Consider the following 21,268-nt stretch of genomic DNA (forward strand, 5'->3'; position numbering starts at 1 on the left):
ATCCACTATACCAAAGAATGAGGTGTTTTTTGCATTTTTAGAATCATTTGTCAATAAACATTTTTTACACCAATGAACCTTAGAACCACTATGGGTGCACTAACTTTTTAAAGTGCGAAGTTTGAGTAAGGAAAATAAATTATAAGTATAATAGTTATAAGTAATTACTTATGAAAAGGGTGTTGGCAATGGATCAGCTTTTACTCGTCTTTGTTACAGTTGCCGAAAAGAAAAATTTTTCAAGGGCTGCTAGTGAGCTCCATATGACACAACCAGCGGTGAGTCAATACATTCAATCATTAGAGAGGCAAATGGGGGTGAAATTACTAGAAAGAACGAATAAATATGTGCGTTTAAATAAAGCTGGTGAAATTGTTTATGAATATGCAAAGGAAATATTATCACTGCAGGGGAAAATGAAAAGGCTAGTGGATGATTTAACCAATCAAGCGAGTGGAGATATAAACATCGGGGCAAGCTACACGTTCGGAGAGTATGTATTACCATCCATTATCGCTAGCTTACGAAAAAGGTATCCTTTAATTAAGCCATCCATTATGATTGGAAATTCCAAAGAAGTGGCAGAATTAGTATCTAATAATCAGCTCGATATTGGAATCATTGAAAGTAAATATCGACAGGCAGGACTCGTTATAGAGCCATTTGCAACTGACGTTATGAATATAATGGCTTCCACCCTTCACCCGTTAGCTAAGAAAGATCGTGTAACGATGGAAGATTTACTTGAAGTTACATGGATTGTACGCGAGGAAGGTTCGGGGACGAGGGAAGCAACAGATACGTTGTTTAACTATCTTGGCATCGAAAAGGTACAAATAATGGAATTTGGTAGTACACAGGTAATTAAAGAATCAGTAGAAGCTGGCTTAGGCGTAACCTTTTTGTCTGAGTGGGCTGTTCGAAAAGAGCTAGCTCTTAAAACATTAACAATCCTCCCTGTTCGCCATACGCCGTTAGTCCGGTCATTTTCACTTGTTAAACCAGAGTCGTCCTTTGAGCCGAAATCTGTTTCTATCTTTCACCAAGTGTTAAGAGAGGAAATGAAGTCAATAAAAGCGCAAGGAGCCCGCTTATCGGCGACAAGCACAAGACAAGCTGACTAAAAGGTAGTTTTTACATTTTGAGCGGGTTGGCTTGTGACCTCGAGCTGGACATAATCCTAGAACAAAAGTGAAAGCGTCTTGGTCATCTTTATAAAAAAACAGCTTCCTAATCTTCAATTTTTAATAATGAAAAAGGTGCACCAATCGGTACACCTTAAAACGTATTTAGAAAATGAAATGAGCAGCTAAAACGATAACTGGAAGTGTAATGAAAGTACGAATTAAGAAAATGAGGACTAGGTCGAAGAACGAAACAGGAACTTTTGAACCTAGTAACAAACCACCGACTTCTGACATGTAAATAAGCTGTGTAACCGATACGCTTGCAACGATAAAGCGAGTCATTTCGCTTTCAATTCCAGACCCAATAATAGCAGGTAAGAACATGTCGGCAAAACCGATAATTAATGTTTCAGATGCAGCCGCCGCCTCTGGAACTTGCATAAGTTCAAGTAAAGGAATAAAAGGCATACCGATCCATGTAAACACTGGTGTAAATTCGGCTACAATTAAAGCCAATGTTCCTAGCGCCATAACAATTGGGGTAACACCCATCCACATATCTAAAACATTTTTTAAACCATGCTGGAAAAAGTCACCGACACTTTTGTTTTTCTTCGCTGCTTTAACAGCTTGTACAAGACCGAAGCGGAATGGCGAATAACCACTTGGAATGACTTCTTCCATGTCCTCCGCTTTTTGATCGTTAAAATATGTGTTTGGCTTTCTAGATAAAGGCGGGATTCTTGGCATGATAATCGCTGCGACTAATCCAGCTGCGACGATCGTTATATAAAAAGGAACAAACATATGTCCTAAATCAACTTTTGAAATAACGACTAAGCTAAAAGTAATTGAAACAACAGAGAATGTTGTACCGATAATAGCGGCTTCCCGTTTTGTGTAGTAGCCTTCTTCATATTGTTTACTCGTTAATAAAACACCAATTGTTCCATCACCTAACCAAGAAGCAACACAATCGATAGCGGAGCGTCCAGGTAATTTAAACAATGGACGCATCACTTTCGTTAATAATGCGCCAAATAGCTCTAATAGCCCAAAATTTAATAACAGTGGTAAAAATAATCCAGCGAATAGAAACACAGAAAATAATACAGGAAGTAATCCATCAAGTAACAAACCGCCTGTGTTCTCAGACCAAACAGCTTCAGGCCCAATTTTATATAACGTCATAACCGCAAACACGGCAGCTAAAAAGCGAGCGATCACCCATACAGGACTTACATTAAATAATGCAGCAAAAAAGGGACGTTCCATAATAAATGCAGGTTTAATCGTTTTAGCGATGATTGTCCCTAATAATGTAAGAACAATAATGCCAGTCATAATGGTTGGGATTTGTCCTTCAAGCAATCCTTGTAGCCAGCCCGATAAAATTGCAATCGGAATCGTTACATCGCCATTGTAAGGGATTGGTATCATAAATAGGCCAACACCTAGTAAAGACGGAAGTAAGAAGAGAAATATGCTGCTGAGTGATAATTTATTATTCAAAATAACAACTCCTTTAATCGATTGAAAAGATTTATAAATATAAAAACAAACTTATTTTAATACAATAATGTATAGGTTTACAATATAAATAAATATTTTGAATATTTTGTAAAATAAACTGGTAAACCTTGTCGGAAAGCGCTTTCTACAACGTGTTAACATTATATCAAATTTTCTCAAAAATTAAAACGTTATTAAAGTATTATTCTAAAATAATTCTAAAAATTTACAAAATAAACCTTTTGGATTATAGGGGAATAAGTTTTGGAATCAAAAGGAGGGGCACCAAGTAACTTTAAACCCCCACGTTTAGATGGGGGATCATTTCATTTCTAATTTTTCAAGCTTGTCCCATTGAATCATTTTCTCCATCACAATAGACAGAACGATCCCCATGATTAATCCGTTCGTAAGGAATGGCTGAAGAAGAATCGGAATATTTGAGAAAATTTCTGGAGGTACATTCATTAAGCTAATTCCGAATAAAACAGGAGCTGCTAGCCTGAAAATTGTAACGGAAGTAAAAACGGTTCCAGTTAGACTGTTAAAAGCTGTCCCAAACAGCTGAAGGTAGGCAACAAAAAGAACTGCATTCCCAATCGTAATGGGCATAGTCGCAAGGAACGATCCAAACAATGGGATTAACCCTATAAGTGTTAATAGAGCACCTCCAATAAAGAATGGCTGTTTTTGAAAAATACGGGTGCTTTGCAAAAAACCAATCGAAGATGTGAAAGGAGTATACGGAACAAGTCCAAATCCGGACGCGAAAAATGAGAAAATGCCAGTTAATAAAAAAGACATCCTAAACTGTTTTGACACTGGTTCCTCATAAAAAAGCTTCGCTGCTGCATGGATAGATGCAATCGTGTTACTAAAATTAAGAAGTCCAGCAAAAAATGCGACGGTAATAATTCCGAACTCTAGATTTGGTTTACCTAATGGAAATAGTGAGAAAGAAGCTTCTGTCGTCTCGATCGTGGTTTGAAGATCTGGAAATAGAATTGTATAGAGGATCCAGCCAACTACAATCCCTATTAAAATAGAAAAATTACTGATGTGTTTATTGCCTTTAATCTTTAAAATGCTCACAAGAATGACAATGGCAAAAGACAACAAACTAACTGGAATATCTATTGTTCCATGTTCATTTAATTTGAGCATTCCTTTAAAAAAAATAAAAATGAGCTGAAATGTTAATAGGAATAAGTAAACGGATGTAACCATCGGATTAAATATATTTTGAACAAGAGGGATTAAATTAAATGTTGCAATGAATATAGACACAACACCTGCTAATAATATGCCAGTAGCAATCCCACCTCCAATAGCCGTATAGCTCATTCCCATTGAAGAGGCAGAAAGACCGAGGTTTAACACCACACCCCATAACAGTCCAGAATGCCCTTCCATTAAAGGGTATCGATGTCCTACCCACCCTTGAAGGATACAAGCAATTCCAGTAATAATTAGAGAGCTTCGTATCGTCATAGCTATAACATCTGCAGGGAGTTGAAAAGCTGTACCAATTGAGATGGGAACGACAACTGTATTCGCGAAAATAAAAAAAAGCCATTGTACGGATGAAAATAATGTCATTGAATTGACTAGTTTATTCATAAAAAAACACCGCTTTCCCCTCAATAAAGTCTAACGTACGCTCCTCGACATATGTAAAATTATCCAGTCTGATTATTATCATACTTTAATAGAAAAAAAGAAGAAAGCTCAATTTGAGTCTTCGTGTCTAACGTTGATTTCACGTTTAATGAGAGTAAGGCCCCTACACCTCCCTCAAGAATCACAGATATTCCCACAAAAAAGTTGTTTTTGTTTTTTACATATAATAAATCTTTAGCGAAATTAAATTAGTTAGTGAGGGATTTATTTCCTAGCTTGGATTTTCTTTGTTTTATTGTGTCTGAACTGTGGCGAATATTTTACAAAAATATTATTGATTTTTGTCTGTTTTTTGAACTGTAGTATTTTGCATAAAAAAGTGTGATATATTTCACAGTGTGATCTATCTCACACTGTAAATGTTTCATTTGATGGTAACCAAATTGATTATAGGATAGTAACTAAAAATTTTCGTCAATGTGTAGAAAGGAGAGTGAACAACGGTGTTTCAGAAGATGAAATTGCCATTAATCGGGGTTATTGGGTTTATTTCTTTATTCTTAACCGGTTGTGATTATGCCATGTTTGATGCGAAAGGGCCGGTCGCAGAAACGCAACGTGATTTAATCATGTATTCCGTTTGGTTTATGATTTTTATTATGGTTGTTGTATATGTGTTGTTTGCTTTTGTTCTAGTGAAGTATCGTGATCGGAAAGACTTTAATCTGAAAAACTACGATCCTCATATGCATGGAAGTACGAAGCTTGAGATTATTTGGACAGTTATTCCGATTATAATTGTCACTGCTTTGGCAGTTCCGAATGCGAAGGCGCTTTATGATTTAGTGGAACCACCGAAATCTACTTCAGATAAAGAGCCGATTGTCATTCATGCAACTGCTGCTGATTGGAAATGGATTTTTAGTTACCCAGAAGAAAATATCGAAACGATTAACTATGTGAATGTTCCAGAAGACCATCCAATTTTATTTAAAGTCACGGCAGCAGATTCAATGGCATCTTTCTGGGTGCCACAAATCGGCGGACAAATTTACGGAATGCCTGGAATGGTCAACAAGTTATATCTTCAAGCTGATGAGCCGGGAGAATATGAAGGTCGTAACTCGAACTTTACAGGTGAAAAAATGGCTCATCATACATTTAGATTTGTAGCTTTAGAGGAAGAAGACTATCAAAAATGGGTAAAAGAAACGAAAGAAAACGCACCAGCGTTAACAGAGCCAGCTTATGAAAAATTAATGTTGCCAGGAAACGTTGAAGAAATGACATTTTCCAATACGCATTTAGATATTGTAGACCATGGTGTCGATTCTGGTGTTTACGCAATGAGTATTCGGGAAAAGTACGGGGTTACTAAAGATGCTCATGGTCAAAGAGACGATCAGAAGAAAGTAGTATGCAAACCATCTGATGCTCATGACGAAGAAGATTTAGAACATGAATCTCACGCACATCACTAAATAGAAGGGAGGAGCATTATATGTTCGAGTTTATTAAGGAAAATTTAATTTTAAATGATCCGCTTCTTCTTGGAGCTAACATTTCCATTTTATTAACAGTAATTGGAATCGTATTTGCCCTCACTTACTTTAAAAAGTGGAAATGGCTTTGGACGGAGTGGTTAACATCTGTTGATCATAAAAAAATTGGTATTATGTATATTATTGCAGCCATTCTCATGCTTTTCCGTGGTGGAGTGGATGCGTTATTAATGAGAGCACAATTAACGGTACCGAACAACGAGTTTTTGTCATCTCAACATTATAATGAGATTTTTACAACACACGGTACAATTATGATTATATTTATGGCGATGCCATTTTTAATAGGGCTTATGAACGTTGTTGTTCCTTTACAAATTGGAGCAAGGGATGTTGCCTTCCCATATTTAAATGCATTAAGTTTTTGGTCCTTTTTCTTTGGAGCAATTCTGTTTAATATCTCTTTCGTGTTTGGTGGCTCACCTGATGCGGGTTGGACGAACTACGCTCCTTTAGCCATTGAGGGAAGCCCTGGCCCAGGAATTAACTATTACTTGCTCGGTTTACAGATTTCAGGGATTGGTACACTTTTAACGGGTATTAACTTTATTGTGACAATTGTTAAAATGCGTGCTCCTGGCATGACATTAATGCGCATGCCGATGTTTACATGGACTACGCTTATTACATCGTTTATTATTGTGTTTGCTTTCCCTGTTTTAACGGTCACTTTAGCACTAATGTCCTTTGACCGCTTATTCGGTACACATTTCTTTACATTATCTGACGGTGGTATGCCGATGCTTTGGGCAAACTTATTCTGGATTTGGGGACACCCTGAAGTATATATTGTAATTTTGCCTGCATTCGGTATTTTCTCTGAAATTATTGCATCGTTCGCTAAGAAAACGTTATTCGGTTATAAATCGATGGTCATTTCGATCGTTGCGATTTCATTATTAAGCTTTCTCGTTTGGGTTCACCACTTTTTCACAATGGGTGGAAGTGCGGCTGTTAACAATATTTTCTCGATTACAACGATGGCCATTTCCATCCCGACAGGAATCAAAATCTTTAACTGGTTGCTCACACTTTATAAAGGGCGTATAGAAATCACAACACCAATGCTATGGGCTGTTGGATTTATTCCGACATTCGTCATTGGTGGAGTAACAGGTGTTATGCTTGGAATGGCAGCAGCGGATTTTCAGTTCCATAACACATACTTCCTAATCGCGCATTTCCACTACACATTAATTGCGGGAACGGTGTTTGCTTGCTTTGCAGGTTTTGTTTTCTGGTATCCGAAAATGTTTGGTCATAAATTAAATGAACGAATTGGGAAATGGACGTTCTGGCTCTTTACAATCGGATTTAATGTTTGTTTCCTTCCGCAATTCTTATTAGGATTTGATGGAATGCCAAGACGTATTTATACGTATGGAGCAGAGAGTGGTTGGACTTGGTTAAACGTTGTTTCAACAATTGGTGCAATTGGCATGGGGATTGGTTTCGTTCTTCTTGTGTACAATGTGTATTATAGCTTCCGCTTTGCTGAAAGAGAGACAACAGGAGATGCATGGAAGGTTGGACGTACGCTTGAGTGGGCGACAACGACATCTATCCCGCCACATTACAATTTTGCCGTTGTCCCTGAAGTAAAAGGTCTTGATGCATTTATGCTTATGAAAGAAGAGCAAAAAGCAGGTAAAAAAGAACCGGTTGAATATAAACCCATTCATATGCCGAGCAATGCTGGAACTCCGTTTATTATGTCATCCTTATTCTTTGTAGCAGGATTTGCATTAGTGTTTAAATTATGGTGGATGGCCATTTTAGGCGGTGTTGGTGTACTAGCATGTATGATCTATCGTTCAATGCGCTCTCATATTGAGGATGAAGGTTACTATGTTAGCGTAGATGAAATTATGAATACAGAACAATTCAAAGAACAGTATAAGGAGGCGTGAGTTGTGGCACATATGAGTGAAAATGTCAGTCCGAACACGCCCTTGGAATATCAATCGAGTATTGGCAGGCTAAATATTTTTGGGTTCTGGATGTTCTTGGGCGCAGAAGTGGCCTTATTTGCAACAATCTTTGCGACATATTTTACGATTTACGGATATACAGTTGGAGGGGCTCACAGTGGCCATGCTGGTCATAGTGGGGCTCCTCTCCCAAGTCACCTTTTTGAAATAGAAGGTACATTATGGATGACCTTAATTTTACTCACAAGTAGTTTTACTTGCGGGCTAGCGATCCATGAAATGAGAAAGAAAAACGTGAAGTTAATGAACATGTGGCTTATCGTTACGTTAATCCTTGGTTTAGGATTTTTATACATGGAAATCAATGAGTTTATCCACTATGTTCATGAAGGTGCATCTCTAGGTACGAACGCTTACTGGTCGTCGTTCTATTTATTGACTGGAACACACGGACTGCACGTAACATTAGGTATCGGTTGGATGATGTTAATTTTAATTCAAGTAATGAAACGAGGTTTAACACCTGATACGGCGAAGAAAGTCTTTATCTCAAGCCTTTACTGGCACTTCCTAGACTTCATTTGGATTTTCGTCTTTACAGGTGTTTACCTAATAGGGTTGGTGGGATAAATGGCAAAAAACACAGGTAATCACACATTTCCTTGGTCACATGTCATTGGTTTTATCTTTTCGATTGCTTTAACATTTTTAGCAGTTGGTGTAGCCTTATATACAGACTTAGCGTTAAATACGATTATCATCATAATCTTTGCTTTTGCCTTTCTTCAAGCAGCGGTACAATTGTTTATGTTTATGCATATTAAAGAAGGCGATGGTGCATGGCAAATTACGAAGATGGCATCAGCTGGATTTATTGCAATCGTTATTGTTTACGGTTCTTATTGGGTTATGACAAATATGCATTAATAGAAAGTGATCTTCTTTTTGAAGGTCACTTTTTTTATCCACTCATTTAAATAGTGATTATGTAGAATTAACGGCAACTTTAATGGTAGGTGCAAAAGGGGACTGAACATGCAAAAACGGAAAAAGAAATGCAATTAAGGGAATTTTGATGCAAAAAGAGAAAATTAAGTGCAAATATTTTGTGATTCGTGCAATTAAGACAAAATTTCGTGCAAAAAGTACTCGAAGTGGTGCAAAAAATACTAAAACTCGTGCAATTATCGATATTTTGATCTCTATGATTCAAGAAAAAGGGTTTAGAAGCTATTTTTTTATTTGTAAACGATTACAAATTAATGTTAAAAGATGTTTAATACGTTTAATAATCAACACCATTCAAAAGGGTTACGTAACTGTCAGTTGATATGTTAATAACTTGTGGATATCTGTATATTGTCTACAAATATATTTTGTAGGGAACAAATGTACTCACACAAAATGTGGATGATAATTGTGGGTATGTGGATAACTTCTGTGGATAATATGTTCGTATTTCGGGGATTACATGTGAATAAGTTGATGATAAATGTCACATTTTGTAGAACGATCGACATTCTCGTAGAAGGAAGACATATGAAGACGGGTTGTTATTGTGGATAAAGTGATTTGTTAGTACTGTCCACATTTTTTTATAAGAAGTTAAGGTGAACAAAGAAGGCAGGTAGTTTGAGTTACCTACCACCTTAGGAGTCTGATTTCATACGAAGCTTCTTTAAAACAATAGATTCCCAAACAGACCAAGGAATCCACTTTTTTAAGAAAAGTGTTGCATTCACGCCTCGACCTATTGGATAGCGAAGCTTACGAACGGACTTTTTTTCACATAAGTTAGTAATAAGCCTGGCGACATCAGCTGGATCACCCAATTTTTCTCTATTCAGTTCTGATAGAATCGCCATCATATAGTGATGATAAGGGGACGCTTCACTTTGTGGATAGTTTACAATCGTATCAACACGTTTCCATATATTCGTTTCATATGATCCAGGTTCAATAAGGATGACGTCAATCCCAAACGGTTTCAATTCAAGGCGGAGACTCTCTGTATATCCTTCAAGCGCATGTTTCGATGCAACGTATGGAGATAAACCAGGAAATCCGATGAGCCCTGAAATGCTGCTTATGTTTATAATCTTTCCGCTTTTCTTTTTTCGTATAAAAGGTAAAGCGATTTGGGTAACAGCCATTAAACCAAACACATTTGTTTCAAACTGCTTTTTGTATTGTTCGATTGAGACGTCCTCGAAAAAACCCCCGTCAGCATATCCGGCATTATTGATGAGAATATCAAGGGTTCCTAGCTTATTTAAATATGTTTGTAATTCTTCTAATGATGGATTTGATGTGACATCAAGACGGTGTACTGTAATATTTTTTTCTACTTGATCCTTTTTTGCTCGAGTAAGCAGCTCGTTTTTTTTATGTATGTTACGCATTGTTGCGATGACATGATAATCCTTCTTCGCTAAGTGTAAAGCTGTGAGCATCCCAAATCCACTAGATGCTCCTGTAATTAAGACATGTTTCTTCTGCATGTTTACCTCCAACTAATTAATCTAGTTTATCCAAATAAAAGGCTCATGACCAAAAATCAGGATTGATAATTTCTATAAAATATGTACCCATCGCAATTTTGAATGTAAAATAGATGTTTGCATATGGATTTTATGTCACCCCCAAGTTACGGTGATGAACCAAATAAAACAGCCCCAAATTTGGGGCGTACGGTACAAACGAATGATTCGTTAATCACTGCCGGAAGCCATTAAATCTTCTTCAATATAGGCTATAACAGTTCCAGGAACTACTCTATCTCCTTCTTTTACTGTATACGAATCAATAATTCCACTTACGCCGACTCTTATTTGCAGCACTTGTCCATCTTCTGTTTGAATGGACAAAAGGGGCTCCCATTCATAAATTCTCGCTTTAGATCCTAGATGAATGGATTGAATGGTTCCGTACGATGGGCTTGTCACAATTTCTTTGTTGCCCCATCTGTTTGTCATCACATCCTTATTTAACACCTACATCACTCCTTACAATAAATAAATGTTCTTTTATTCAGTTGATTGACAAGTTCGACGGTTGACATATTGTTTGAGGTAAATGAGTATTGAGAGTTGGCTTGAGTAATGAATATGTTTCGTGGATATAAAAGAACAGAACATATTTTATACATATTCGCTGTTTACAGGTCAAATACCTGTAAAATGTTAAACATATTTATCTAGTATCATCGTGAGGCGTTTCATGTGAAACATTTTGTCGATATATGTAGTGATGAGGCGTGGCTTGCGGTGTTTTGACAAAGAACGAATCGGCACTTATCATGGTTTGTAGTCTTTGCATGTAGGAAGGGGTACATAAATGAAACAAGTGTTGGAAAATGATTGGTGGGATCAATTAAAAGAACAGTTTGAAAAGCCTTATTATCAATCATTACGGCGGTTTTTAAAAGAGGAATATGCTCACTATACAGTTTATCCGAATATGTACGATATTTTTAATGCGTTACACTATACATCCTATCAAGATGTAAAGGTTGTCATATTAGGACAAGACCCTTATCACGGTCCAAACCAAGCGCATGGATTAAGTTTTTCTGTGAAGCCGGGTGTTAAGCACCCACCTTCATTACGAAATATTTTTCTCGAACTTCAACAAGACTTAGGTTACCCACCTCCTAATCATGGGTATCTCGTAAAATGGGCAAGGCAAGGTGTATTGTTGTTAAATACTGTTTTAACGGTTAGAAGAGGAGCGGCAAACTCTCATAAAGGGAAAGGGTGGGAGCTTTTTACCGATGAAGTTATCCGGAAATTAAATAATCGGGAACAACCAATTGTCTTTATTTTATGGGGGAGACACGCTCAAGCGAAAAAAGAAATGATTGATGGAAGTCGCCATTTCATTATTGAATCTCCACATCCTTCGCCGTTTTCTGCAAACAGAGGTTTTTTTGGAAGTCGTCCCTTTTCCAGAACGAATCAACTATTAAAACAAATTGGAACAGAGGAAATTGATTGGTGTATTACCGATGAAGATATAAACTAAAAAACCGGGCTTCTCATAGCCCGGTTTAGGAACTTTTTAAGGCATCTTGTAAAAATTTTGGTAGCTTAAAGCACCCTTCTAATAGATCTTGGTTCACATACTTTGTGTCTTTATTAAATTCTTTTACTTGAATGTCTGTATATTTTTTTGAACCGATGGTAAAGCTCCATAAACCACCTGGATATGTTGGTACGACGGCTGTATATAGTTTTGTAATTGGAAACAGTGAAGATAAATGATGATAAGATTGTTTCAACACATCTAGATGGAAAATTGGCGATTGACTTTGACAAACCATTAGTCCATCTTCTTTTAAGGCACGTTGTAAGTTATGATAAAAAGGTTTGGAAAATAATTGTTCAGCTGGTCCAACTGGGTCAGATGAATCAACGATAATCACATCGTATTCGTTTTCTTTCTCCTTCACATATTGAACACCGTCAACATATAGAAAATTCACCCGGGGATCATTTAAGTTACCGGATACTTCTGGCAAATGTTCTTTACAAGCTTTTACGACTAACTCATCGATTTCTACCATATCAATTTCTTTCACGTTCGGGTATTTACAAACTTCGCGGGCGACACCGCAATCCCCGCCTCCAATGATTAATACTTTTTCTGGATTTGGGTGAATACTTAATGGGACGTGAGAAATCATTTCATTATAGATATGACCATCTATAGATGTTGTTTGTACAACGCCATCTAGTACGAGCATACGACCAAAATCATATGAATCCAACACCATGACATGTTGGAATCGAGACTTTTCAGCATAAATGACGTCTTTGATTCGATAACTTATTTTTAAATTTTCACGCTCATCTTCTGTTAACCACATGTCGTTACCGATTTTTTGAAAATATTGTGCTGTTTGTTCCATAGAAACCCCCTCTTCCTTCATTTATGTATGTTTTACGTCCACTATTTTAACAGAACAAGAAATAAAGTTGTGAATAAATCAATCGAAGTGAAAAAATAGTAGCATTAAGGTAAGATAGTAGTTATAAATAGCATATCCTTAAGAGATTATTTCTTTCAATAAGGAGTGAGTATCCTTGAACATCCCAATTAAAAATATAGTATTGAAAATGGAACAGGAATTAATGAAGCTTAAGGAGAGTCAATCAAAAGAAGCCATTGAGGCGAGACTCCTTGTGATTCGTTCTTTATGTGATGTCGTCCTTGATCAACCGGAAGAACAGCGTGATTTTACCGACATTCAAGAACCACAAACAAAGGAAGACATTTCATCACTAGAGCTCGAGAAGATGATGGGGATCAAAAAGCCAAAGCCTGCTGCATTATCTTCTGCACGAGTTATTGAAGAAGATGGTGCAAACGGCGATTCCATCTTTGATTTTTAATAAAACGTTCCCGAATATGTTCCTTTCACATAGTTTGTTATACAGATGGAAAAGATGGAAGGTAAACATATTTGGGAGGGTTACACATGTTTCATCAATTTTCGACCGAAATAGGTGATAGTGAAGATCTTTTATTCAATTTGTCGCAAGCCTCACACGATAATTATGATGTATTTGTTAATGGCCGTTTTGTTGGGAAAAAGCGTTTGTTCTCGGTACATGAGTGCATCCAAGATCTAGCTGATTTCTTATTGCGTGAAGGGTTCTCTCAAATTCGGACATCGAGAAGGGGACATCAATATTACATTCAGTCTAAAATTGATGATTCGCATGCGATTCAAGCCTTAGTATATGACTATTTAAGACAATAATGATAGTAAGGTAGAAGTTACTTTACAAGCTTTAGCTGATTCCTTTCAGCAGATGTGAAGAAACATTGTCATTTTATATGAATGCGTGTTCATTTATGTTTGATTACGTTATGATGAAAATAAAAAGGTAAGGGGGGGACAATTCATGAAACTCTTTCTCATATTAGGTGCTATTAACGCCTTTGTAACGGTTGCTCTAGGAGCTTTTGGTGCACATGCACTGGAAGGGAAAATCCCTGCTAAGTATATTGAAACGTGGCAAACAGGTGTTCAATATCAAATGTTTCATGCAATAGGTTTATTCGTTGTCGCATTCGTGATGGATAAGCTCCCGCAAACGAACTTACTAACATGGGCAGGTTGGCTTATGTTGATCGGGATTCTTTTATTCTCTGGAAGCTTGTACGTTTTAAGTTTGACACAAATTAAAGTATTAGGGGCTATTACACCATTAGGGGGCGTATCCTTCATCGTTGCATGGGTTTTAATGGTGGTCGCTGTATTTAAATTTTTATAAGAAATGGAAGGCTGCTGAATCTAGTTCAGGCAGCTTTTTTAATTGTCATCTACTTGAGACCTCAAGGTATGAAGAAATCCGCAAGTTGTGAAAGTAAACCGCAAGATAAGAAAGAAATCCACAAGTTATGAAAAGAATCCCGCAAGATAAGAAAGAAATCCGCAAGTTGTGAAAATAAACCACAAGACAAGATAAGAAAGAACCTCCATATTAAGAAACCTCCCTCAACTAAACAGAAAGTCGTATGCCATTGTTCATAAATATGACACAATCCCGAGAATGTATGTGAGGTTTGTCACAGAGTATGAAATTAATTTCATTTACAATGATGTTATACAATGGAGAAAGGTGGGTGTTAAAAGTGAGAAATGAATTAGCGCCTCAAAAGAAAAGTCATAGACAGCCTAAAATTAGACAGCAAACGAAAGAACCTAGTCTAAAAGGTACATTTCTCTCCGTTTTAATGTTAGGAGCATTTATATTTTTTTCTTGGATCGGAATTTATTATTTGTTTTTAATTCGATAAGAAGGAGGATTGTACATTATGCATATGCACAAACTTGAGAAAATTTGGTTAATGATTGGTGTAGGAACACTTATTTTATTTCTCACCATTGTTGGCATCGGAGCTTTTGCCCATGGTAATGAGCCGCCGAGTGATCTAGCGACATTAGATCCTGAAAAAGTAGATGTCACGCCTCCTTTTGATGAGCCCGGCCTCAAAAAGATTGGCGAAAACGAGTATGAATTGGTCATCGTTTCCCAAGCGTTTTCCTTTTCACCAAAGGAATTAAAAGTACCAAAAGACGCAACCGTTCATATTATCGTGACGAGTAAAGATGTTGTTCATGGATTAGAAATTGTAGGAACAAACGTAAATATGATGGTGACACCAGGGCATGTGAACTCTCTCACGTATACGTTTAAAGATGTAGGCAATTATTTAATTTTATGTAATGAATATTGTGGTGTCGGTCATCAAATGATGAGCGCAAGCATTGAGGTGGTAGAAGCATGAACGAAATCGTAAACAAAAAAGATGGGAAAATCGCTCTAACGCATATTGCTGTTGCATTCATCGCCTTATTTTTAGGAGCTATTGCAGGTCTATTGCAAACGTTTGTTAGAAGTGGACAATTGGAGCTGCCGGCGGGAATTGGATATTATCAGTTACTAACTGCACACGGCGTATTACTTGGACTCGTATTTACTACATTTTTCATTATTGGATTTTTATATTCAGCAATTAGCCGTACAACAGGGACTTTAACCTCCATTTCGAATAAGCTTGGCTGGGCTGGCTTTTGGCTCATGACGGTTGGTACGACAATCGCAACCGTCATGATATTGCTTAATAAAGCGACTGTTTTATACACATTTTACGCACCATTAAAAGCATCCCCATGGTTTTACATTGGCTTAACTTTTGTCGTTGTTGGCAGCTGGTTAAGTGGGTGGGGAATGTTTCATCAATATACAACATGGAAAAAACAGAACAAAGGAAAAGCAGCACCATTAATTAGCTTTATGGCGGTTGCCACAATGATTTTATGGATTATCGCAACGATCGGGGTAGCGGTTACGGTCTTATTCCAATTTATTCCTTGGTCATTCGGTTGGGTTGATAAAATCAACATCTTATTAAGTCGTACACTATTTTGGTATTTTGGTCACCCGCTCGTTTATTTCTGGCTTTTACCGGCGTATATGTGTTGGTATGTTATTATTCCGAAAATTATCGATGGGAAAATATTTAGTGATGCACTTGCTCGGTTATCTTTCGTACTATTTATCTTGTTTTCCATACCAGTTGGATTTCACCATCAAATATTAGAATCAGGAATTGATCCGGTCTGGAAATTTATCCAAGTTGTTTTGACGTTTATGGTAATTATTCCATCTTTAATGACGGCATTTTCTCTTTTTGCAACATTTGAACTATCTGGACGTGCAAAGGGAGCAACAGGATTATTTGGCTGGGTGAAAAAGCTTCCGTGGGGAGATGTAAGATTTTTTGCTCCGTTTATGGGAATGTTAATCTTTATTCCTGCAGGAGCTGGGGGAATTATTAACGCGAGTAACCAATTAAACCAAGTTGTGCATAATACATTATTTATTACAGGACACTTTCATTTGACAGTAGCGACATCTGTTGCCTTAACGTTCTTTGGGATTTCCTATTGGTTGATTCCTCATTTAACAGGTAGAGTACTAACGAGTACAATGAACAAACTTGGAATTGTACAAACGATTTTCTGGACTATCGGTATGTTTTTTATGTCTGGAGCGATGCATACGGTCGGACTATTCGGGGCACCGCGCAGAACCGCTTTTTCAACATATGGTGATCACCCAGATGCAATAGCCTGGATGCCTTACCAAACGGCTATGGCAGTAGGTGGAGCGATATTATTTGTAGCCATTTTATTAATGATTTATATTGTCATTAACCTTGCTTATTGGGCACCTAAAGGACAGGAAGAATATCCGATCGGTGAGGTGAGTGATGAGGCCGAAGTCACGCCACTCATTTTTGAAAACTGGAAGCTTTGGATCGGAATTTGTGCCGTACTCATTTTATTAGCTTACACGGTTCCGGTTATTGATATGATCCAAAATGCACCACCAGGATCAAAAGGGTTTAAATTATGGTAACTACGAAGCCTTGCTCGAATGAAGAGCAAGGCTTCTTTTGTCGTTTAAGTTAATAGCGGCACATAAATAATGAAACCAACACGTGACACAATGACACTTCTTCCAAAGACACGAAATGTAGAAACGTATTCTCTTAAAAGGACATGAACATTTTAAATACTGGTGTGAGCTATTAAACTTAGAATACGAAGTAGAGTGCGAAGTAGAAAATGCACAAACATCACACTGCTCTAGGGGTCAAGAAGGCAAAAAAGTTCCTACCATAGATTTACCTGATATTAATAATTTAAATAATAATACGTCAGTAGACAGCTTAGATTATACACATACACCTTCTTCAGTTCATAATGAGTTTATTCGTGTTGCAAGTCATTTCTATAATGCAAAACGAATTTATCAACTTTGGATTAAAATATTAATTGCGTATAGACGTAGTAAGCTTGAACGTCCATTAGATGAAGTGATTCCTATTGTTGTGAAAGTTTTCAAAGAAACAATGTTTTTATATAAACAAGGGAGAATCAAGAAAACTTTTGATGGGTACTTCTATAGATTATTAGAATCAGCATTTTATACTGAAAAATGCATCGAGAACCGAGCAAATATTTATGACTGGCTAAACGAAGAATAAGGATTTGACATGCTGAAAAATTAAGCATAGGCACGTCTAATTTCCTGTTGCCTTTTTTAGCTATAAAACGAAAATAAAAGTTGCGACATTAGCGCGCGAATTTAAGGCTGCTAGATAAAGGTATGACTAAAGTATCGTTAGAAAAGGGCGTAAGGCGAAGAGATTGGGTTCCAAAGAAACGGATTGTTGAGACAGATTCAAGGGAAAAGCCTCGGGATCGTTCCTATACAGTTCAAGAAATTCAGGTGCTCAATGCTCATCTTTCAGCTCATGCTCGTATTGCGATGAATTTACAGTTGGCGTTTGGCTTGCGTTTACGAGAAGCAGCGTTTACACGCGTGGCCCACATTGAGGAGCGTAACAACAGGTTGTTTTGGGTGGCTGTGAAGGATAAAGAGGCCTTAAATACGGCTCATGGTGTTACAAAGGCTGGACGGCCTCGAGTCGCGCCTTGTCGCCCTGAATTTGAGGTGAGAATCCGTGAATTGATCCAACATAGCCATCAAAGCCATTTTATTTCTCTGATTAAATACAACAGCTTAAAATCAGCGTATCTACGTGCAGCTAAAAAAGCAGGAATTACTGACTATACCGGTTCTCATGGGTTTCGACATACATACGCCAGGGATTCTCTTACGGATTTGTTCAAAAGAAAGGGGATTGAGTATGAAGGGAAATGGATTTTGGATCGAATGATGCGTAATCATTCCAAGGGAGTACGGAAAGACTTTGGAATCACACAAGATGAGCGCGATCTTTATAAGACTGTGAATCAATGTATTGATACGGTTCATGGATGGTTAGGGCATGGTGAAGGGAGAATCGATTTATGTGAAGTGTATATGAAGTAGGAGGAGGTCTTGTGTCAATGAACAATTCAATCCGTGATTTGCAGAATACGATTTTGTTTCAAAAGGAACAAATATGGCGGTTAAAAGAACAGAATCGGTTACTAAACTCTGAAATTCAATTCCTAAGGGAAGAATTAGAGTCAGAAAAAAACGACTCAGAGAGGCTGTGGGAGCGTGGAGGCGAAAAGCACAAGAAAAAGGGACAGTTCGAAGATGTTTAAGAGAAGATTATCATCATGAGCGAAAGTCTTACTATAAGGTGTACGTCATTGAAGATTTACTAACGGATTTGGATATTGAGGAAGTTTGTCTTGCTTTAAAAGAAACTTTTTTACCGACCGTTTATCCGTATCAATTTTTACGCTGTGATTATTCAACCAAATACAAAGGATGGTTAGTAGAAGTAGTGAAATATAAGTATATTGATATGTTCTTGTTTGAAGAAACTAAAAACACCTATCTTAGGTAGGTGCTTTTTAGTTTTATAGTTTTTTCCTTTGTCAATTGAGGAAGTTAATTTATCTGATTTTGATTGTTTCATCATAACCAATTATGATGCGCCTCCTTTATACGAATACGTTTGTCATTATTTTCTCCCGTATCTAGGTATCTTAAAATGTGGGAATAGAATAGTTTTATGTGGGGGATCGGATCGATTGCAAAACGGCATAGTGTTATCGTTGAAGGCGCTATAACGCATATAGACAGTGTCTAAGCGCTTCGTAGCGCTTACGATATCATTCGTTCGAGGCAAATAGCGCATTTGAAAATACTATAATACCAAAATATCAATATGTACATCTTTTCTTTTTTTGATGTTTACTCTGCTAACACAATTTTTGGGATATAAAAACTTCGCAATTCGGTTACATATTACTTCTGTCTATTTGGAAGTTTTTCATGACATGTAGCTAATGAAAAAGTTAGTAAACATGATTTCTGTTCGTTTGGATTACATTTTACAGTCTAATCCTACCGTCTAATTTATTTAAATGTTGCAATCAAAAGCAGATAAAAACAAAGACACAATAAAAATTATTACTCCAAAAGTTACTATTACGAACTTCATATTATCTTTCAACACAGTTCCTCGTTTCTGAAGAAATAATAAAATGATTGGTTGTTTTTTATATAAAATAAAAAGCCTTCTCTTAATTTAGAAAGGAAGGCTTTTTAGGTACAACTACTATTTATTATAGATTCTGCTCAAGGTCCTTTTTTAATTGTGATACTATCTTTTGTTTGTCGTAATTGATATCACTAACTTTATAGTTGTGCATTATTAATGCACAGTACCCTGATGTATAAGCTGTAGCAAATGACACACCTGTATCAATGGTCATTTTATCATTGAGGTAAAGAGAGAATATATCTTGTCCTGGTGCTAATACATCTACTTTTTTCTTTTTAAATTCCTCAGAATAAACCTTACCTTCAGTATTTAACATTCCTACACTAATAACTTCAGGATATTCCCCAGGATATGAGTTGTCAGTATCTCCTTCATATTTAATATTTCCGGAAGAAGCAATAACAATTATATTATTTTTACTAGCAAGTTTTATAGCTTCATGTAATTCGTGGTTTTCATTGGGAAACTCTAGACTAATATTAATAATATCCACATTTTGCTCTATTGCCCAATAGACTCCTTTAATCAGGTCTTCAAACTTTACATCACCATTCTCATTTGCCACCTTAGCAATATAGAGGTCTGACTTTGGAGCAATACCTAGTAAGTTATAGCTGTTTTTACGGGCGCCAATAATTCCGGCAATCTTTGTTCCATGACCGTTATCGTCGTCAAATGCTTCTATATTTTCGCTGGTAAAATTTTCCCCCTTTATATAACTTAGATCGGAATTGTCTTTGTCAATACCAGTATCAAGTATAGCAATCTTTATGTTATCTCCAAAAATATTTTTGGAATACCATTTATTAAGGTTACTATTAATTTCTTGTTGCATAATTTCTTGTTGGTCTTTTGTGTTTAAAGTGGCGTCTGAGTGATGCTCATGAGAATCATGTTCATGAGCATCATGTTCATGAGAATCATCGCTGTTTTTAACGGAAGTAGGGTTACTACAGCCAACTACCATTAGAAGAATGGATATGAAAATTAGAGCCCTAATACAATGATGCATGTTTATTTTTCCTCACTTTATGGAATTTGTTGATACCATTTATGTGTATGCCAATACTTACTATGACCGATTAAAGGAGAGCAGTTTCGCTGATAAGCCTTACAATATCTTAAGTTAGGATCCATTTTTCCTAATGTAGAGTCAACGGCGCAAATTTTGAATGCTACAATTGCTTTATAGCAATCAGAAGTTATAAAGTTTTGATAGCCCCAACCATTATCATCTAAACAATAAGGCCAGCCACCACCTGATATAATTCCATCTTGACTATCTTTAGAGTGATCAACATAAATTAAAGATTTAGGCCATTTTTGCTTTAAACTCTTTTTCAATTCCTTAGCAATCTTATGTTCACTTTTATCTAGGGAATCGAATGCTTCTAAAAGAAGTGTAAGCTCATGTTGATGCATATAAACACTTTCTTTAATTCTCTTCATATCTTCTTCACTAATTCCAAAATCTTCAGCGTTTGCATTTAAGATTTCATCCATTGAATAAAACTTTTCTTTCTTTTCTTTCGCGTTGTTAATTTTTTGTTCTAATTCTGCTTCTAACTTTTTTTGATTCTCTACCATTTCATTAATGAATCTAGGGTCATTACTTGATTCATGATTCTCGGAATTCATAGATTCGTGATGAGAAATCATTTCTTTTGCAATTTTTTTGAATTCCTCTTTTTCCATTTCTGCCATTTCATTAGTACTTGCATAAGCAGATAGAGGACTTCCTAAAAGTAAAGTTATTGCTAGAGTTAATGTTAATTTAATAAGTTTCTTCATAAAAATACCTCCTTCGACAAGAAAATAGTACCATAAAACGAATTATTTGGCTCATCACCATAACTTGGGGTTGCTTATGTAAAAAACGAATATTTTTCCATATATGGATATGAAAAAAGCGAAAACTCTGGTATCGTAATCGTTGACGAGACAAATCACGATAGGAGTTTTCGCT

General features: G+C 36.6%; 22 protein-coding genes. 15 read left to right on the forward strand and 7 right to left on the reverse strand.

All coding sequences use genetic code 11. The annotated features are described in order from the left end of the window. The first annotated feature begins 188 nt into the window (after positions 1-188). Positions 189-1,124, forward strand: coding sequence for a LysR family transcriptional regulator (locus tag MLD65_RS16730; RefSeq protein WP_243292994.1), 936 nt, complete (start codon positions 189-191; stop codon positions 1,122-1,124). A 165-nt stretch (positions 1,125-1,289) separates the two neighbouring features. Here the strand turns inward: MLD65_RS16730 and MLD65_RS16735 are convergent, their stop codons facing one another. Further along, positions 1,290-2,567: a YjiH family protein gene (locus tag MLD65_RS16735; protein WP_243293013.1), complete on the reverse strand. Its 1,278-nt coding sequence runs from the start codon at positions 2,565-2,567 to the stop codon at positions 1,290-1,292. A 393-nt stretch (positions 2,568-2,960) separates the two neighbouring features. Then, the gene (locus tag MLD65_RS16740; RefSeq protein ID WP_243292995.1) at positions 2,961-4,259 is read right to left on the reverse strand and encodes a uracil/xanthine transporter; all 1,299 of its coding nucleotides are present in this window, start codon (positions 4,257-4,259) and stop codon (positions 2,961-2,963) included. 503 nt (positions 4,260-4,762) lie between these two features. On the opposite strand from MLD65_RS16740, the gene qoxA reads away from it, so the two are divergent. The 4 genes from qoxA to qoxD are packed head-to-tail and all read left to right on the forward strand — an operon-like array spanning position 4,763 to position 8,679. Continuing rightward, complete coding sequence (qoxA, locus tag MLD65_RS16745) at positions 4,763-5,740, forward strand: cytochrome aa3 quinol oxidase subunit II (RefSeq protein WP_243292996.1); 978 nt, start codon at positions 4,763-4,765, stop codon at positions 5,738-5,740. Positions 5,741-5,760: 20 nt separating this feature from the next. Beyond that, positions 5,761-7,731: a cytochrome aa3 quinol oxidase subunit I gene (gene qoxB, locus MLD65_RS16750; RefSeq protein WP_243292997.1), complete on the forward strand. Its 1,971-nt coding sequence runs from the start codon at positions 5,761-5,763 to the stop codon at positions 7,729-7,731. Positions 7,732-7,743: 12 nt separating this feature from the next. Beyond that, complete coding sequence (gene qoxC, locus MLD65_RS16755) at positions 7,744-8,382, forward strand: cytochrome aa3 quinol oxidase subunit III (protein WP_243293014.1); 639 nt, start codon at positions 7,744-7,746, stop codon at positions 8,380-8,382. Beyond that, on the forward strand, positions 8,383-8,679 hold the full coding sequence (gene qoxD / locus MLD65_RS16760) for a cytochrome aa3 quinol oxidase subunit IV (protein WP_243292998.1): 297 nt from the start codon (positions 8,383-8,385) through the stop codon (positions 8,677-8,679). It begins immediately after the preceding gene. A gap of 722 nt (positions 8,680-9,401) precedes the next feature. Here qoxD and MLD65_RS16765 read toward each other — a convergent pair. Both MLD65_RS16765 and MLD65_RS16770 read right to left on the reverse strand, forming a co-directional pair. Continuing rightward, on the reverse strand, positions 9,402-10,253 hold the full coding sequence (locus MLD65_RS16765) for an SDR family oxidoreductase (RefSeq protein WP_243292999.1): 852 nt from the start codon (positions 10,251-10,253) through the stop codon (positions 9,402-9,404). 210 nt (positions 10,254-10,463) lie between these two features. Further along, positions 10,464-10,745, reverse strand: coding sequence for a biotin/lipoyl attachment domain-containing protein (locus MLD65_RS16770; RefSeq protein ID WP_243293000.1), 282 nt, complete (start codon positions 10,743-10,745; stop codon positions 10,464-10,466). Positions 10,746-11,088: 343 nt separating this feature from the next. Between MLD65_RS16770 and MLD65_RS16775 the strand changes: the two genes are divergently transcribed. Next, complete coding sequence (locus MLD65_RS16775; RefSeq protein WP_243293001.1) at positions 11,089-11,775, forward strand: uracil-DNA glycosylase; 687 nt, start codon at positions 11,089-11,091, stop codon at positions 11,773-11,775. Positions 11,776-11,800: 25 nt separating this feature from the next. Here MLD65_RS16775 and speE read toward each other — a convergent pair whose 3' ends face one another. Then, positions 11,801-12,682: a polyamine aminopropyltransferase gene (gene speE, locus MLD65_RS16780; RefSeq protein ID WP_481748549.1), complete on the reverse strand. Its 882-nt coding sequence runs from the start codon at positions 12,680-12,682 to the stop codon at positions 11,801-11,803. A 154-nt stretch (positions 12,683-12,836) separates the two neighbouring features. On the opposite strand from speE, the gene MLD65_RS16785 reads away from it, so the two are divergent. The 9 genes from MLD65_RS16785 to MLD65_RS16825 all read left to right on the forward strand — a co-directional run bounded on the left by MLD65_RS16785 (position 12,837) and on the right by MLD65_RS16825 (position 18,639). Beyond that, on the forward strand, positions 12,837-13,145 hold the full coding sequence (locus MLD65_RS16785) for a YwdI family protein (RefSeq protein WP_243293003.1): 309 nt from the start codon (positions 12,837-12,839) through the stop codon (positions 13,143-13,145). Positions 13,146-13,231: 86 nt separating this feature from the next. Further along, positions 13,232-13,516, forward strand: coding sequence for a hypothetical protein (locus MLD65_RS16790; protein WP_243293004.1), 285 nt, complete (start codon positions 13,232-13,234; stop codon positions 13,514-13,516). A gap of 145 nt (positions 13,517-13,661) precedes the next feature. Beyond that, positions 13,662-14,033 carry a DUF423 domain-containing protein gene (locus MLD65_RS16795; RefSeq protein WP_243293005.1) on the forward strand — a complete coding sequence of 124 codons (372 nt, stop codon included), beginning with the start codon at positions 13,662-13,664 and terminating at the stop codon, positions 14,031-14,033. A 409-nt stretch (positions 14,034-14,442) separates the two neighbouring features. Continuing rightward, positions 14,443-14,559, forward strand: coding sequence for a cytochrome c oxidase subunit 2A (locus MLD65_RS16800; RefSeq protein WP_243293015.1), 117 nt, complete (start codon positions 14,443-14,445; stop codon positions 14,557-14,559). Between the two features lie 18 nt (positions 14,560-14,577). Further along, a complete protein-coding gene (locus MLD65_RS16805; protein WP_243293006.1) occupies positions 14,578-15,051 on the forward strand; it encodes a cytochrome c oxidase subunit II in 474 nt (157 codons plus the stop codon). Then, on the forward strand, positions 15,048-16,688 hold the full coding sequence (locus MLD65_RS16810; RefSeq protein WP_243293007.1) for a b(o/a)3-type cytochrome-c oxidase subunit 1: 1,641 nt from the start codon (positions 15,048-15,050) through the stop codon (positions 16,686-16,688). Before MLD65_RS16805 ends, MLD65_RS16810 begins: the two co-directional genes overlap by 4 nt. A 753-nt stretch (positions 16,689-17,441) precedes the next feature. Beyond that, positions 17,442-18,170, forward strand: coding sequence for a tyrosine-type recombinase/integrase (locus tag MLD65_RS16815; protein WP_243293008.1), 729 nt, complete (start codon positions 17,442-17,444; stop codon positions 18,168-18,170). Between the two features lie 17 nt (positions 18,171-18,187). Continuing rightward, positions 18,188-18,391, forward strand: a complete 204-nt coding sequence (locus MLD65_RS16820) for a hypothetical protein (RefSeq protein ID WP_243293009.1) — start codon at positions 18,188-18,190, stop codon at positions 18,389-18,391. After that, positions 18,337-18,639 (forward strand): hypothetical protein, encoded by a 303-nt coding sequence (locus MLD65_RS16825; RefSeq protein WP_243293010.1) that lies wholly within the window; start codon positions 18,337-18,339, stop codon positions 18,637-18,639. The genes MLD65_RS16820 and MLD65_RS16825 overlap by 55 nt, the downstream gene beginning before the upstream one ends. Before the next feature lie 724 nt (positions 18,640-19,363). Here the strand turns inward: MLD65_RS16825 and MLD65_RS16830 are convergent. Both MLD65_RS16830 and MLD65_RS16835 read right to left on the reverse strand, forming a co-directional pair. Continuing rightward, a complete protein-coding gene (locus MLD65_RS16830; protein ID WP_243293011.1) occupies positions 19,364-20,314 on the reverse strand; it encodes a S8 family serine peptidase in 951 nt (316 codons plus the stop codon). Between the two features lie 17 nt (positions 20,315-20,331). Further along, on the reverse strand, positions 20,332-21,093 hold the full coding sequence (locus tag MLD65_RS16835) for a hypothetical protein (RefSeq protein WP_243293012.1): 762 nt from the start codon (positions 21,091-21,093) through the stop codon (positions 20,332-20,334). Between the last annotated feature and the right edge of the window lie 175 nt (positions 21,094-21,268).

Origin of the sequence: Bacillus sp. FJAT-47783 (assembly GCF_022808615.1) — a bacterium.
GTDB lineage: Bacteria > Bacillota > Bacilli > Bacillales > Aeribacillaceae > Bacillus_BZ.

Bases quoted from the DNA above. Each gene is read 5' to 3' on its own strand.
- MLD65_RS16790 (WP_243293004.1), top strand. From the start codon at position 13,232: ATGTTTCATCAATTTTCGACCGAAATAGGTGATAGTGAAGATCTTTTA.
- MLD65_RS16830 (WP_243293011.1), bottom strand. From the start codon at position 20,314: ATGCATCATTGTATTAGGGCTCTAATTTTCATATCCATTCTTCTAATG.
- MLD65_RS16805 (WP_243293006.1), top strand. From the start codon at position 14,578: ATGCATATGCACAAACTTGAGAAAATTTGGTTAATGATTGGTGTAGGA.
- qoxC (WP_243293014.1), top strand. From the start codon at position 7,744: ATGAGTGAAAATGTCAGTCCGAACACGCCCTTGGAATATCAATCGAGT.
- MLD65_RS16810 (WP_243293007.1), top strand. From the start codon at position 15,048: ATGAACGAAATCGTAAACAAAAAAGATGGGAAAATCGCTCTAACGCAT.
- MLD65_RS16820 (WP_243293009.1), top strand. From the start codon at position 18,188: ATGAACAATTCAATCCGTGATTTGCAGAATACGATTTTGTTTCAAAAG.
- MLD65_RS16740 (WP_243292995.1), bottom strand. From the start codon at position 4,259: ATGAATAAACTAGTCAATTCAATGACATTATTTTCATCCGTACAATGG.
- MLD65_RS16795 (WP_243293005.1), top strand. From the start codon at position 13,662: ATGAAACTCTTTCTCATATTAGGTGCTATTAACGCCTTTGTAACGGTT.
- qoxB (WP_243292997.1), top strand. From the start codon at position 5,761: ATGTTCGAGTTTATTAAGGAAAATTTAATTTTAAATGATCCGCTTCTT.
- MLD65_RS16735 (WP_243293013.1), bottom strand. From the start codon at position 2,567: ATGATACCAATCCCTTACAATGGCGATGTAACGATTCCGATTGCAATT.
- MLD65_RS16835 (WP_243293012.1), bottom strand. From the start codon at position 21,093: ATGAAGAAACTTATTAAATTAACATTAACTCTAGCAATAACTTTACTT.
- speE (WP_481748549.1), bottom strand. From the start codon at position 12,682: ATGAAGGAAGAGGGGGTTTCTATGGAACAAACAGCACAATATTTTCAA.
- MLD65_RS16730 (WP_243292994.1), top strand. From the start codon at position 189: ATGGATCAGCTTTTACTCGTCTTTGTTACAGTTGCCGAAAAGAAAAAT.
- qoxD (WP_243292998.1), top strand. From the start codon at position 8,383: ATGGCAAAAAACACAGGTAATCACACATTTCCTTGGTCACATGTCATT.
- MLD65_RS16775 (WP_243293001.1), top strand. From the start codon at position 11,089: ATGAAACAAGTGTTGGAAAATGATTGGTGGGATCAATTAAAAGAACAG.
- MLD65_RS16815 (WP_243293008.1), top strand. From the start codon at position 17,442: ATGACTAAAGTATCGTTAGAAAAGGGCGTAAGGCGAAGAGATTGGGTT.
- MLD65_RS16765 (WP_243292999.1), bottom strand. From the start codon at position 10,253: ATGCAGAAGAAACATGTCTTAATTACAGGAGCATCTAGTGGATTTGGG.